The 12,814-nt window shown below is 66.0% G+C and carries 10 protein-coding genes; 5 read left to right on the forward strand and 5 right to left on the reverse strand.

What is annotated here, in order from left to right; genetic code table 11:
• Positions 1–48 precede the first annotated feature (48 nt).
• The 4 genes from BKX93_RS14130 (at position 49) to BKX93_RS14145 (ending at position 5,813) form a co-directional block, all read left to right on the forward strand.
• Entirely contained in the window at positions 49–975 is a 927-nt protein-coding gene (locus BKX93_RS14130; protein WP_070980312.1) for a glycosyltransferase, read from the forward strand.
• The gene (locus tag BKX93_RS14135; RefSeq protein WP_070980314.1) at positions 969–2,876 is read left to right on the forward strand and encodes a Gfo/Idh/MocA family protein; all 1,908 of its coding nucleotides are present in this window, start codon (positions 969–971) and stop codon (positions 2,874–2,876) included. The genes BKX93_RS14130 and BKX93_RS14135 overlap by 7 nt, the downstream gene beginning before the upstream one ends.
• A 13-nt stretch (positions 2,877–2,889) precedes the next feature.
• Positions 2,890–4,059 (forward strand): sugar efflux transporter, encoded by a 1,170-nt coding sequence (locus BKX93_RS14140; protein WP_070980316.1) that lies wholly within the window; start codon positions 2,890–2,892, stop codon positions 4,057–4,059.
• A 131-nt stretch (positions 4,060–4,190) separates the two neighbouring features.
• The gene (locus BKX93_RS14145) at positions 4,191–5,813 is read left to right on the forward strand and encodes a methyl-accepting chemotaxis protein (RefSeq protein WP_070980317.1); all 1,623 of its coding nucleotides are present in this window, start codon (positions 4,191–4,193) and stop codon (positions 5,811–5,813) included.
• A gap of 41 nt (positions 5,814–5,854) precedes the next feature.
• Here the strand turns inward: BKX93_RS14145 and BKX93_RS14150 are convergent, their stop codons facing one another.
• The 5 genes from BKX93_RS14150 to glpK all read right to left on the reverse strand — a co-directional run bounded on the left by BKX93_RS14150 (position 5,855) and on the right by glpK (position 12,194).
• The gene (locus BKX93_RS14150) at positions 5,855–6,511 is read right to left on the reverse strand and encodes a B3/B4 domain-containing protein (protein WP_144410162.1); all 657 of its coding nucleotides are present in this window, start codon (positions 6,509–6,511) and stop codon (positions 5,855–5,857) included.
• A gap of 144 nt (positions 6,512–6,655) precedes the next feature.
• Positions 6,656–8,167: a glycerol-3-phosphate dehydrogenase gene (gene glpD, locus BKX93_RS14155; RefSeq protein ID WP_070980319.1), complete on the reverse strand. Its 1,512-nt coding sequence runs from the start codon at positions 8,165–8,167 to the stop codon at positions 6,656–6,658.
• Between the two features lie 170 nt (positions 8,168–8,337).
• Positions 8,338–9,681 (reverse strand): glycerol-3-phosphate transporter, encoded by a 1,344-nt coding sequence (glpT, locus tag BKX93_RS14160; protein ID WP_046156002.1) that lies wholly within the window; start codon positions 9,679–9,681, stop codon positions 8,338–8,340.
• 194 nt (positions 9,682–9,875) lie between these two features.
• On the reverse strand, positions 9,876–10,583 hold the full coding sequence (locus BKX93_RS14165; protein ID WP_021474963.1) for an MIP/aquaporin family protein: 708 nt from the start codon (positions 10,581–10,583) through the stop codon (positions 9,876–9,878).
• A 108-nt stretch (positions 10,584–10,691) separates the two neighbouring features.
• Positions 10,692–12,194, reverse strand: coding sequence for a glycerol kinase GlpK (glpK, locus tag BKX93_RS14170; protein WP_070980321.1), 1,503 nt, complete (start codon positions 12,192–12,194; stop codon positions 10,692–10,694).
• A 63-nt stretch (positions 12,195–12,257) separates the two neighbouring features.
• Between glpK and BKX93_RS24760 the strand changes: the two genes are divergently transcribed.
• Positions 12,258–12,614 (forward strand): hypothetical protein, encoded by a 357-nt coding sequence (locus BKX93_RS24760; RefSeq protein ID WP_145929322.1) that lies wholly within the window; start codon positions 12,258–12,260, stop codon positions 12,612–12,614.
• Positions 12,615–12,814 lie beyond the last annotated feature (200 nt).

The raw sequence follows: 12,814 nt of genomic DNA on the forward strand, positions 1-12,814 counted from the left end.
AATCGTCACCGCGAAACCGGCCTTATCGAAATATACCTTCCGGCCATCATGAAAATTTCGATCGTCATTCCCACCTACAATTGCTCGGCGCTGCTGGCCGCCTCGCTTCGCGCCCTGGAACGACAAACCCTGCCGCGCCGCCAGTTCGAAGTGATCGTCTGCGACGACGGCTCATCCGACGACACCGAACAAGTCGCCTCCCGGTTCGCCTCCGCGCTGTCCCTGCAATACCTATGGCAACCCGACCAGGGCTTCCGCGCCGCCACCGCGCGCAATCAGGGCGTCGCGGCGGCAAGCGGCGACATCATTCTATTTCTGGACTCCGGCGTGCTATTGGCGGAAACGGGACTGGCCGCGCATTGCCGCCGCCATGCCGCGCGACCCCGTCAAATCGTGATTGGCTACGTCTACGGCTATATGGCGCAGACCCTGCACACCGAGTGGGGCGGCCCCAGCCCCGATCCCGACTGGCCCAGCCGCGTCGATCCAGAGCGGGTCGAAGCATCCATCGCCGCATTGCGCGCCATGCGGGTGGCCGATGTGCGGGAGGGGCGCTATCTGCGCCATGGCGACGATCTTTCCGTCTGGCCGGTGCCGTTCGACGTGTTCTGGACCTGCCATGTCTCGCTGGAGCGCGCGCATTTTCATGAAGCGGGCGGCTTCGACGATGATTTCCGCCAATGGGGAGGCGAGGATTTCGACCTCGCCATTCGCCTGTTCAACAGCCCGGATGCGCACTGGACGCTGGATCGCGAATGCCGATCCATTCACCTCCCGCACCAGGAGGAGGTGGCCTCCAATGCGCAACGCGAACAGCGCGTCGCCGACACGCTGCGCCGCCTGGCCGCGCGTTATCCGCAACCGCAGCTGCTCGCATACCTGGACTGCCTGGCGGCCAACAGCAAGCCGCTGGACGTCAACGCCTACCTGTCGCGCCCAGCCCGCGCGGCGCCGGTGGAAAGCGCGCTATGCTGAACGTCGCCATTCTCGGCTGCGGCTACATGGCCTATTACTACGCGATGGCGGCATTCAACCACCGCGCCCTGTTCTCGATATGCGGCGGCTACGATACCGATGATCGGCGCGCCTCGCGCTGGGCGGCGCATTTCCATGTCCGCGCCTATCCGTCTTTTGAGGATCTGCTGGCGGATCCCGACATCGATATCGTCGTCAACCTGACCCCTCCGCAACAGCATTTCGACGCCAATCTGCGCATTCTGCGATCCGGCAAGCACCTATACAGCGAAAAACCGCTGGCGATGACCGGCGAACAGGCCAGGATCTTGCAGCGGGTCGCCCAGCTTCACGGTGTGCTGCTCGGCGCCGCGCCGTCCTGCCTGCTCAGCCCTGCCGTGACGCTGGCGGCGCAGCTGCTGGAACAAGGCGCGATCGGCCGCCCCCGTTTCCTGCATCTGTCCATGCATGATTTCCGCGTCGACCTGGCCAGACCGGAGCGCTGGATCAACCCGCTGGGCGTGGGCTGGCCCTACGCCAACGAATTCGAAACCGGTTGCACCGCCGAGCACAGCGCCTATTCGCTGTCCATCGCGCTGGCCTGGTTCGGCCCGGTCAAATCGGTGAACAGCCTCACCCGGACGGCGATCCCCGACAAGCGGGTTGCGGGGGCGCCGCTTCCCCCCGGCCCCTCGCCCGACTTCACCACCAGCGTGCTGGATTTCGCCAATGGCGTCACCGGCCATCTCACCTGCGGCATCGTATGCGACATCGCGGACAGAAGCATCGCCATTCATGGCGATGAGGGCAGCTTGGCGCTGGAAGACTGCTGGGACTATTTTTCCCCGCTGCGCCTTGCCCGCCGCCGGCCCCTGGGCGACGGCCAACACGTGGAGAGCCGGACCATCGCGCCTGAGCGCGGCGCGGGCTTTATCCACGATTACGGCATGGAAATGGATCAATGCATGGGTATCGCCAACCTTTGCCTGGCGATCCGCAATCATTCCCCGTTGCTATGCGGCGGCGAACTGGCGATCCATGCCACCGAGCTGTGCGAGCGCATATCCAACGGCGGATCCGCGCAGTTGGACGCGTCGTTCCAGCCCTTGTCCGCCCAGCCCTGGATGGCAGCGGCCCGCGCCGCTCTCGGCGCGCCTCCGCTCATCGCGTGGCGGCAAGAGCAAGGCACGCCGGCGGCCGCGCTGCCGGCGTCCAAACCGATGGCGGGAATCCATCTGGACACGCTCCCGGCAATGCCGGCCGCACCCGCCTGCCTATACGCCGCCGGCAACGACTCCGAGCTGCCCCGGCAACTGGAGGAGACGCTGGCGGCCGGCCTGCCCGCTTATCTGCCCCCTTCCCGCCTCGCCCAGCTGCTGCTGCGGAACGGCCCGCGGCCCGATCTTTCCAGCCCCTGGCTGAAAAGCGGCCTTCCCGCCGGCTATCGCGCCGATATTCGCGACGCGCTCCGGCAGTCGCTGCCTCCCAAACAGTTGGAAACACTGCGATGGGAATGGACTACCGCGGCGCCCGCGGATCGGCTGGCTGACGCCTTGGCCCTGTGCGGCCTGCTCGCCGACTGGCCCGACGCGCCGGTCGAACTGCGGTTCGGCCCAAACCAGCGGGACGATATCCGCCTCGACCTGCAGTGGTCGAATGGCCCCCGCATCGAGATGCGCATCCGGCGCGGCGAAGCCGACGCGATCCAGGCCCATGCTTCGCTGCGCGGCATGGCCGAGTTCATCGTGCCGGAGGCGTGGCTGGCCGCCGCGCTGCGACCGGACCCGGAAGCTGCCCTCAGGCAGTTGAGCTGGCTGGCCCGGCTGCCGGCGCATCATGTCGACTGGCAGCCGGCGCACTCATTCCGCTTCGCCGCGCTGCTCTACGCGTTGCCCGCCCCGGCTCAGGCCTTATTCCACTGATGGGACGCCGTCCATGACCTTCCGCGACTCCTCCTTGCTCGCCAGCATCTTCCTCACAGGCATGAGTACCGCGCTGTTCAATCCCCTGCAGAGCTCTTTCTTTGTGCGCGAGCTGGGGGCCAGCCCCGGCTTCGTCGGCGTGTATATGGCGCTGTCCATCGGCTGCGCCATGCTGACGTCGCACTGGATAGGCTCCCGCTCCGACGACGGCCGGCCGCGGCAACGGTTGATCCGCGTATCCGCGCTGGCGGGCATGCTGGCCTTCCTCGCTTTCGCCACGCTGCGCGACAAGGTCTGGCTGGCATTGGCCAGCCTGACCCTGGTCAGCCTGACCTCGATTGCCGCGCCGCAACTGTTTGCGCTGGCGGCGTCGCGGTCGTCGGGCAACGGCGCGGGCATGCTGGGCTCCATGCGCGCCATGGTGTCCCTGGCCTGGGTGATCGGCCCCCCTCTTTCATTCGGCATCGCCGCCGCCCTTGGCTACCAGGCCGCTTTCGCGCTATTGATCGCCATCTATGGCCTGATCTGGCTGGCCAGTCATCGGCTTCCCGCCAGCGATAAACCGCAAACCGCGCCCGCTGCGGCCGCGATCGACGACAAACCCGGCAAAGCGATGTGGCTGGTGGCCGCCGGCATCGGGGTGCTCTATGTCGCAATCAATAATTACATCATCCAGATGCCGCTCCACCTGGCTCTGCAGCCGCATGCGCCCTCATGGCTGCCAGGGGTGCTGTTCGGGTTAACCGCCGCGATAGAGATTCCTTTGATGATGCTGTCCGGCAAGATCAGCCGCCGCTGGCCGCCGGAAGAACAGCTGCTGGCGGCCGCCATGCTGGGCGCGGGCTATTACATCGTATTTGTCATGGTGGATGCCTGGCAGCTCATTCTGCTGCTTCAATGGCTGCCTGCCGCCTGCATCGCCTTGAGCGCCACCGCGGGACTCCAGCTATGCCAGCGATTGGCCCGGGAACGCCTGGGCTACGCGTCCACCTTGTACTCCAACGCGATATCCGCCGGCATGGCGTTAGGCGCGTTGATAGGCGGCGGCATCGCCGCGGTCTGGGGCTACCGCGCGTCGCTCGCCCTATGTTCCGCCGCCTGCCTGCTGGCTAGCCTGCTGTTTCTCTGGCTGCGCGGGGAAAGGACGCGCGCAGCCGGCGCGCTGGCCCCGCAAATGAAGTGACCTGCCACTTACCCACAGTCATCGCCAAAAAGACAAGTTATCCACAACCAGGACCCCGCTAAGTATTCTTTCCTAGTTAGGGACAATCTACCCTACAACTAGAACAGAATCATTCTTGTCGGGAGCTTCACATGGAGCGCCAAACCTCTCTGGCCGGGCAGCTGGCCGCCATCGTCGGCCTGGTGGTCGCTATTCTGTTGTGCGCGTCGCTGTTTTCCCTATACCAGCTATGGGGCGGCATCCGCACCTTCCGCGACCAGGTGGCGGCCGACCAGCAGAGCGTGCGGCAGGTGCTGACCATGCAAGTGGACTTCAAGAAGCAGGTGCAGGAGTGGAAGGACACGCTGTTGCGCGGCCAGGACCCGGCCAAGCTGGCCAAATACTGGGGCAATTTCGAGAAGAAGGAAGGCCAGGTCCACGACGAGGGCAGCACGCTGGCTGCGTCGGTATCGGATCCCCAGGCTCAGCAATTGCTGCAGCAATTCGTCGCCGCCCACCAGAAAATGGGCGAAGACTACCGCCGCGGCCTGGAGGCATTCAAACAGTCGGGCAGCGACGCCAAGGTCGGAGACAAACAGGTGGCCGGCATGGACCGCCCGCCGACCGAGCTGCTGACCCAGGCCAGCGAGCTGCTGGCCAAGCGGGCCCAGGCCGACGCGGCCGATGCCGAAGCCAGCGCCAACGCCGCGCTGTGGCGGGTGGGCGTCGCCATGGCCATCGGCACCGCGCTGGGGCTGGGCTTCTTCCTGTATTACGTCAACGCCACCATCATCCGCCGCGCCCGCCAGGTGGTCGCCGATCTGACGCGGCTGGCCGACGGCGACTTCACCCGGCCGTTCCAGCCTGGGCGAATGGATGAGATCGGCCGCATCGCTGCCTGCAGCGAAACGGTGCGCATCCATCTTGGCGCGCTGATAGGCGAGCTGATCCAGGCCGCCAGGCAGGTGGGCGACACCAGCCAGGAGCTGGGCCGCTCCGCCCGCGCGCTGGCCAGCGGCGCCGAAACGCAGAACGACGCCATCGCCAGCAATGCCGCCTCGCTGGAGCAGATGGCCACCAGCATAGACACCATCGCCGATCAGACCTCCCGCATCAGCGAGGATTCGCACAACAGCGCGCAGAAGACACGCGAGGGGCTGGAAGAAGTGGCGCGGCTGCGCCGCCAGGCGGAAACCATAGACACGGTGATGGGCCAGGTCGACACCGCCTCGCAGGCCTTCCGCGACAGCACCCAGGCCATCGGCCATTTGACCAGCCAGATCCGCGACATCGCCGAGCAGACCAATCTGCTGGCGCTGAATGCGGCGATCGAGGCCGCGCGCGCCGGCGAAATGGGCCGCGGCTTCGCGGTAGTGGCCGACGAAGTGCGCAAGCTGGCGGAAAACTCGGCCAAGGCCGCCAGCGAGATCAAGCTGGTGACGGAACGGCTGAGCCAGAACGCGCAATCGGTGGGATCGACGGTGCAAAGCGGCCTGGATGCCACCCGGCAAAGCCGCGGCACCATGGAAACAGTGATGTCCAACCTGCAGGCAGCCAACGACAGCGTGCAGGAGGCCAGCGGCGGGGTGGTGCAGATCCGCGACGCCATCGCGGAACAAAAAACCGTGTGCAACAGCATCGCCGGCAGCTTCGAGACGGTGTCGCAGATGGTGGCCGACAATACCCTGGCCGCCGGCGAGCTGCACGGCGCGGTGGTGAGCCTGAACGGGCTGTCCACGCACATGCAGGACATGGTGGGCAAGTTCCGCCTGTGAAGCGGCGCCGCGCGTCCGAAACCGGCGCGCGGAACGCGCTGTCAGGCCGAGAAAACCGGATTGGCGGCGTTCAGCCGGAACCGCAGCAGCCGGCCGGCATGCGGCGCCAGCCGCCGCTCCAGCCAATCCATGCCGGCCTCGCCGGACGGAAAGCCGCCATCCGGCCGCTCGCTGACGAACACCGCGTTGCGGCTGGATTCGGTCAATTTGAAACGGTCCGACTCCAGCCAGTTCAGGCAGCGGCACACTACCTCGCGCCCGCCGTTCAGCCACGCGGCTTCGCCCGGCAGCGCGCGCTCCGCCTCGGCGCGGCCCAGGGGCAGGAAAGCTTCGTCGCCGCGCGCCAGATCCAGCAGCAGCGTCCCGTCCAGCTTGTCGATGTCTTCGCCGCCGAACGGCGCCAGGCTGAGCAGGGAGGCCTGGTTATACAGGTCCACCAGCGGCAGGATGCGGCGCAGCTTGTCCTTTTGCGCCGCTTTGGCCAGATACTCCAGCGAACAGCGCGCCTTCTTGTCGCCCGGCAGCGCCCGGTAGATTTCCTTCCAGCGCAGCAATAGCGCGTCCAGATCCGCCTCATGCGCCGGCAACACCAGCTCCGCGTCCGGCAGCCCGGCCGCGTCCAGGTCCAGCGCCAACAACCCGCTGACTTCCATTTCCGGCATCCGGCCCAGCAGGGCCTCACTCAAGGCAATGCGCATCTTCGCTCCCATCATCGGTATTGGAACCATGCTAGCCAATACGGGGAGGGCCGTGAAACGAAAGCTTTTAATGAGGCATTAGCGCGCCGGCGCCGGAAACGAAACAGCCCGGCGGACCGGGCTGCGTTTAATCGGGAAAACCGCTCAGGCGCTCAGCGCCTCGCGCGGCGGCTGCGCGCGCGCGGCCAGCCAGGCGTCCACCACCTCGGCGGCGTTGGCCGGCAAATGCAGCTTCAGCTTGGAGCGCCGCCACAGAATGTCCTCGCTGCGGGTCGCCCATTCGGCGTCCGCCAGGTAGGCCAGCTCGGCCTCGTACAGGCCCGGCAGCACTTCCTGGCCCAGCCCGGCCAGGCTGTCTGCCTTGCCGATCAGCTTGGAAACGCGGGTGCCGTAGGCGCGCGCCCAGCGCTCGGCCAGCGCCTCCGGCAGCCACGGATGGCGCTGGCGCAGGCCCTGCAGGAAGCGGCCGAAGTCGGCGCCCGGCATGTCGCCGCCCGGCAGCGGCGCGCCGGCGGTCCAGGTGGCCTGGCCGCAGCCGAGCAGCGGCGCGATCTTGTCCACCGCCTCTTCCGCCAGCTTGCGGAAAGTGGTGATCTTGCCGCCGAACACCGACAGCAGCGGCGCGCCCTGCAGGTCCATCTCCAGCGCGTAGTCGCGGGTGACGCTGGACGCGTTGTCGGACGCGTCGTCCAGCAGCGGGCGCACGCCGGAATAGGTGGACAGCACGTCGGCGGGCGTGATCTGGCTGTGGAAGTAGCGGTTGCTCATCTGGCACAGGTAGTTGATCTCGTCGCCGTCTATCGCCACCTGGGCCGGGTCGCCATGGTATTCGACGTCGGTGGTGCCGATCAGCGTGAAATCCTTCTCGTACGGGATGGCGAAGATGATGCGCTTGTCCGGGTTCTGGAAGATGTAGGCGAACGGATGGTCGAACAGCTTCTTCACCACGATGTGGCTGCCCTTGACCAGGCGGATGGACTTGCTGGACGGCATCGCCAGCTTGTCCTCGATCAGGCTCTGCACCCAGGGGCCGGCGGCGTTGACCAGCGCGCGGGCGCGGACCTCGAAGCGGCCGCCGTCCTCGCGCTGCAGCGTGGCCAGCCAGTGCTCGCCGTCGCGGCGCGCGGCGACGCAGGCGGTGCGGACATGGATTTTCGCGCCGTGCTCGGCGGCGTCCATCGCGTTCAGCACCACCAGCCGCGCGTCCTGCACCCAGCCGTCGGAATAGACGAAGCCGCGCTTGAACGCGTCCTTCAGCGGCGCGCCGGACGGGTGCCTGGCGAAGCTGACGGTTTCCGAGCCCGGCAGCACTTCGCGCTTCGCCAGATGGTCGTACAGGAACAGGCCGGCGCGGATCATCCACTCCGGCCGCTGGTCGCGCGCGTGCGGCATCACGAAGCGCAGCGGCCAGATGATGTGCGGAGCCGCCTTCAGCAGCACCTCGCGCTCCTGCAGCGCCTTGCGCACCAGGCCGAACTCGTAATATTCCAGGTAGCGCAGGCCGCCGTGGATCAGCTTGGTGCTGGCCGACGACGTGTGCGAGGCCAGGTCGTCCTTCTCGCACAGCAGCACCGACAGGCCGCGCCCGGCCGCGTCGCGCGCGATGCCCGCGCCGTTGATGCCGCCGCCTATGATTACCAGATCGTAAGTTTCCACCGCATACCTCGCTAAAGTCCGGGCTGGCCCTGCCAGCTTTACTACCCAGAATAATTAATAACGAACCTTAATACAACACAAGATTTTCGTTTTACGTTTTATTTTGCGCGTTTTATGTACGCGAATGGTTTTTTGCGCGGCCGACGGATCGCCAGCCGCGCCCCTCACGCTCAAGCCGAGGCCAGCTTGCCCTGTTGATGGCCATGCCAGGTGGTCAGCGCCAGCAGCACGATGGCGGCGACGCAGGAGCCGATCAGCAGCGCGAAGCCGCCGTCCCAGCCGAAATGGTCGACGGTGTAGCCGACCGCGGCGTTGGCGGCCACCGAGCCGCCCAGGTAGCCGAACAGGCCGGTGAAGCCGGCGGCGGTGCCAGCCGCTTTTTTAGGCGCCAGTTCCAGCGCGTGCAAGCCCACCAGCATCACCGGGCCGTAGATCAGGAAGCCGATGGCGATCAGCGCCAGCATGTCCACGGTGGGGTTGCCGGCCGGGTTCAGCCAGTAGACCACGGTGGCCAGGGTCACCAGCGCCATGAAGAACACGCCGGTGGCGCCGCGATTGCCGCGGAACAGCTTGTCCGACATCCAGCCGCACAGCAGCGTGCCGGGGATGCCGGCCCATTCGTACAAGAAGTAGGCCCACGACGACTTGTCGACCGAGAAGTGCTTGACCTCCTTCAGATAGGTCGGCGCCCAGTCCAGCACGCCGTAGCGCAGCAGGTAGATGAAGACGTTGGCCAGCGCGATGTACCACAGCAGCTTGTTGGGCAGGATGTATTTGCGGAAGATCTCGCGCGCGGTCAGCTCTTGCTCGTGGGTGTCGCTGTAGTCTTCCGGGTAGTCGTTCCGGTAGGCCTCTACCGGCGGCAGGCCGCACGATTGCGGCGTGTCGCGCATGGTCAGCCAGGCGAAGACGGCGACGCCGATCGCGGCGGCGGCCGGCACGTAGAAGGCGGCGCGCCAGTCGTTGAACCAGCCCATGCCCAGGATGAACAGCGGGCCGATCAGGCCGCCGCCGACGTTGTGCGCGCAGTTCCAGATCGACACCACGCCGCCGCGCTCCTTCTGCGACCACCAGTGCACCATGGTGCGGCCGCAGGCCGGCCAGCCCATGCCCTGGAACCAGCCGTTGAGAAACAGCAGCACGAACATGACGCCGACACTGGACGTGGCCCAGGGGGCGAAGCCCATCAGCAGGAACACGGCGGCGGACAGCACCAGGCCGGCGGACAAGAACACGCGCGGATTGGAGCGGTCGGACACCGCGCCCATCAGGAACTTGGACAGGCCGTAGGCGATGGCGACGCCGGACATCGCGAAGCCCAGGTCGCCGCGCGAAAAGCCCTGCTCCACCAGGTAAGGCATGGCCAGCGAGAAATTCTTGCGGACCAGGTAGTAGCCGGCGTAGCCGAGGAAGATGCCGAGGAAGATCTGCCAGCGCAGCCGGCGGTAGAGGCCGTGCTGCTGCGCGTCGGGCAGCGGAGGAAGGTGTGGCGCGGGTTTGAACAGACTGATCATGGGACTTCTTTCCGAGTTGAGGTGCGGACAACAGCCATCCACCGTCCCGGGCGAAACCATAAGGCGTCGCCCGAGGGGCGGATCGCTCCGGCGGGCCGCGCGCTCTGTCGGCGGCGGTCCCGCGCCAGGCTGGCTGGCGCCAGCCTGTGAAAACGCCGCCGTGCGGACACGGCGGCGCAAAAACGGCTACAACATCAAAGCGGCAGCGTGAAGGCCAGCGCCGCCAGCGCGCCGCCGATCAGCGAGCCGACCACCGGCACCCAGGCATAGCCCCAGTCGCTGTCGCGCTTGCCGGGAATCGGCAGGATGGCGTGCATGATGCGCGGCGCCAGGTCGCGCGCCGGGCTCATCGCATAGCCGGTGGTGCCGCCCAGCGACACGCCGATGCCCAGCACCAGCAGCGCCACCGGCAGCGCGTCGATCGCGCCCAGCGACATCTTGGGCGCCACCATCGACAGGATGGCGAACACCAGCACGAAGGTGGCGACGATCTCGGACACCAGGTTGCCCGGCAGGCTGCGGATGGCAGGGCCGGTGCAGAAGGTGGCCAGCTTGGTGTCGGCGCAATCGGTGGTTTCGTAGTGCTTGCGGTAAATCAGCCACATCAGGCCGGCGCCGGCCATGCCGCCCAGCATCTGCGCGGCGACATAGCCCGGCACCTTGTCCCACGGGAACTTGCCGGCCACCGCCAGCGCCACCGAAACCGCCGGATTCAGGTGCGCGCCGCTGATCGCCGCCACGCTGAACACGCCGACGAACACCGCCATCGCCCAGCCGAAGGCCACCACGATCAGGCCGCTGTTGTGGCCCTTGGTGTTCTTCAGCAGCACGTTGGCCACCACGCCGTTGCCCAGCAGCACCAGCAAGGCGGTGCCGATGAATTCGCCCATCAAAGGATTCATGATTGTCTCTTTCCAACTTTATCTTGAGTTGCCCGCCGCTTGGCGCGGCGGGTCATGCCGTCATCGCTCGGGCACGGCCGGCAGCGGGTTGCGCCGGCCCGCGCGCCATCAGTCCTGATCGTCGGCCCACACCTTGGCGGCGTTGACCGCGCGTTGCCAGCCCTTGACGTTGGCGGCCACTTCGCCGGCCGGCATCGCCGGCTGGAAGCGGCGGTCCAGCTGCCACTGGCCCTGGATGTCGTCCACGCTCTTCCAGTAGCCGACGGCTAGGCCGGCCAGGTAGGCGGCGCCCAGCGCGGTGGTTTCGGTGATCTTGGGGCGCACCACGTTCACCGCCAGGATGTCGGACTGGAACTGCATCAGCAGCTCATTGACGGTGGCGCCGCCATCGACGCGCAGTTCGGCGATGCTCATGCCGGCGTCGGCTTCCATCGCCTTCAGCACGTCGCGGGTCTGGTAAGCGATGCTGTCCAGCGCGGCGCGGGCGATGTGGGCGGCCTTGGTGCCCAGGGTGGCGCCGACGATGGTGCCGCGGGCGCTGGCGTTCCAGTGTGGCGCGCCCAGGCCAGCGAAGGCCGGCACCAGGTAGACGCCGTCGCTGTCCTTCACTTCCTGCGCCAGCGGGCCGACGTCGGCCGAGTGGCGGATGATGCCCAGACCGTCGCGCAGCCATTTCACCACCGCGCCGCCGATGAAGATCGAGCCTTCCAGCGCGTACTGCACCTTGCCGTCCACTTTCCAGGCGATGGTGGTCAGCAGATTGTTCTTGGATTCGATCGGCTTGTCGCCGGTGTTCAGCATCATGAAGCAGCCGGTGCCGTAAGTGTTCTTCACCATGCCCGGCGTGGTGCACTGCTGGCCGAACAGCGCCGCCTGCTGGTCGCCGGCCACGCCGGCGATCGGAATTTCGCGGCCCAGATGGGCGGCGTGGGTATGGCCGTACACTTCGCTGGAGCTCTTCACTTCCGGCAGCATGCTGGCCGGAATGCCCATGATGTCCAGCAGCTCGGCGTCCCATTGCAGGGTGTGGATGTTGTACAGCATGGTGCGCGAGGCGTTGGACACGTCGGTCACATGCACTTTGCCGTGGGTGAAGTTCCAGATCAGCCAGCTGTCCACGGTGCCGAAGGCCAGCTTGCCGTCGCGGGCGCGGTCGCGCGCGCCGGGCACATTGTCCAGAATCCACTTGATCTTGCTGCCGGAGAAATAGGCGTCAACCAGCAAGCCGGTCTTGGAGCGGATCAGTTCGGAGAGGCCGCGCGATTTCAGCTCGTCGCAGAACTCGGCGGTGCGGCGGTCCTGCCAGACGATGGCGTTGTACACCGGCTGGCCGGTTTCGCGGTCCCAGACGATGGTGGTTTCGCGCTGGTTGGTGATGCCGATGGCGGCGATGCTGCGGCCGTCGATGCCGGCCTTGGCCACCGCTTCCGCGGCCACACCCACCTGGCCGCCCCAGATTTCCTGCGGATCATGCTCGACCCAGCCCGGCTGCGGATAAATTTGGCGGAATTCCTTCTGCGCCAGCGACACGATGTCGCCGCCGCGGTTGAATAGGATGGCGCGGGAACTGGTGGTGCCCTGGTCCAGGGCCAGCACGTACTGATCGGTCATGACTTTCTCCTGTTTGCCGGTAAGGCGGCATGGTGGACATGCCTGGGTGTCGACGTTGCGCGAATGTTTGTTTTTTTGCTTATGACGTTCGTTTTATTTGCGGACAATTCTAGGCCCGAACAGAACCTTGTCAATCTTCCGGTAAAAAAAAATACATTTTCCGCGCTGCAACCAGAGATCGCCATCCGCGCGATACGGAATAAATCCTTTAATATCAACACACTGAAAGATGTAGCTCCGCGCTACATTTTCACACGCGCCTATTTCCACGCCCCCGTTCCGGAAAAACGGCGCGCCATGCCGGCCCGCGCGGCGAGAACAGGCGAGGCCTCAGGACAAATGGATGGAAAATCCGTCTATTTCGCACTGCAACAAGCATTTGCATGCGCTACAGCTGCTTGCTTGAAAACGAAAAAATAAGAAAATAACCGAAACTAAAAAGTGGATTCTTCGATCAGACCATCGTCGCAAAACGTTGTTTCGCCAACAAACGGCCGCAAACACGTAATCCTGCCGCTACAACGCAGATATGGCAGCATGAATGGCAAGGCAGGCTCCGGTTCCGCAACGGACCGCGCGGCGCGAAACGCCGGGCATTCGACCCAGCGCAAGAAAGCGAA

This window comes from Chromobacterium vaccinii (assembly GCF_001855275.1).
GTDB classification, from domain to species: domain Bacteria; phylum Pseudomonadota; class Gammaproteobacteria; order Burkholderiales; family Chromobacteriaceae; genus Chromobacterium; species Chromobacterium vaccinii.

What these genes read in the sequence shown, in the direction of transcription:
- BKX93_RS14150 (WP_144410162.1), bottom strand. Translation starts at nt 6,511, where the DNA reads ATGCGCATTGCCTTGAGTGAGGCCCTGCTGGGCCGGATGCCGGAAATG.
- glpT (WP_046156002.1), bottom strand. Translation starts at nt 9,681, where the DNA reads ATGATCAGTCTGTTCAAACCCGCGCCACACCTTCCTCCGCTGCCCGAC.
- BKX93_RS14135 (WP_070980314.1), top strand. Translation starts at nt 969, where the DNA reads ATGCTGAACGTCGCCATTCTCGGCTGCGGCTACATGGCCTATTACTAC.
- BKX93_RS14165 (WP_021474963.1), bottom strand. Translation starts at nt 10,583, where the DNA reads ATGAATCCTTTGATGGGCGAATTCATCGGCACCGCCTTGCTGGTGCTG.
- glpK (WP_070980321.1), bottom strand. Translation starts at nt 12,194, where the DNA reads ATGACCGATCAGTACGTGCTGGCCCTGGACCAGGGCACCACCAGTTCC.
- BKX93_RS14145 (WP_070980317.1), top strand. Translation starts at nt 4,191, where the DNA reads ATGGAGCGCCAAACCTCTCTGGCCGGGCAGCTGGCCGCCATCGTCGGC.
- BKX93_RS14130 (WP_070980312.1), top strand. Translation starts at nt 49, where the DNA reads ATGAAAATTTCGATCGTCATTCCCACCTACAATTGCTCGGCGCTGCTG.
- BKX93_RS14140 (WP_070980316.1), top strand. Translation starts at nt 2,890, where the DNA reads ATGACCTTCCGCGACTCCTCCTTGCTCGCCAGCATCTTCCTCACAGGC.
- BKX93_RS24760 (WP_145929322.1), top strand. Translation starts at nt 12,258, where the DNA reads ATGTTTGTTTTTTTGCTTATGACGTTCGTTTTATTTGCGGACAATTCT.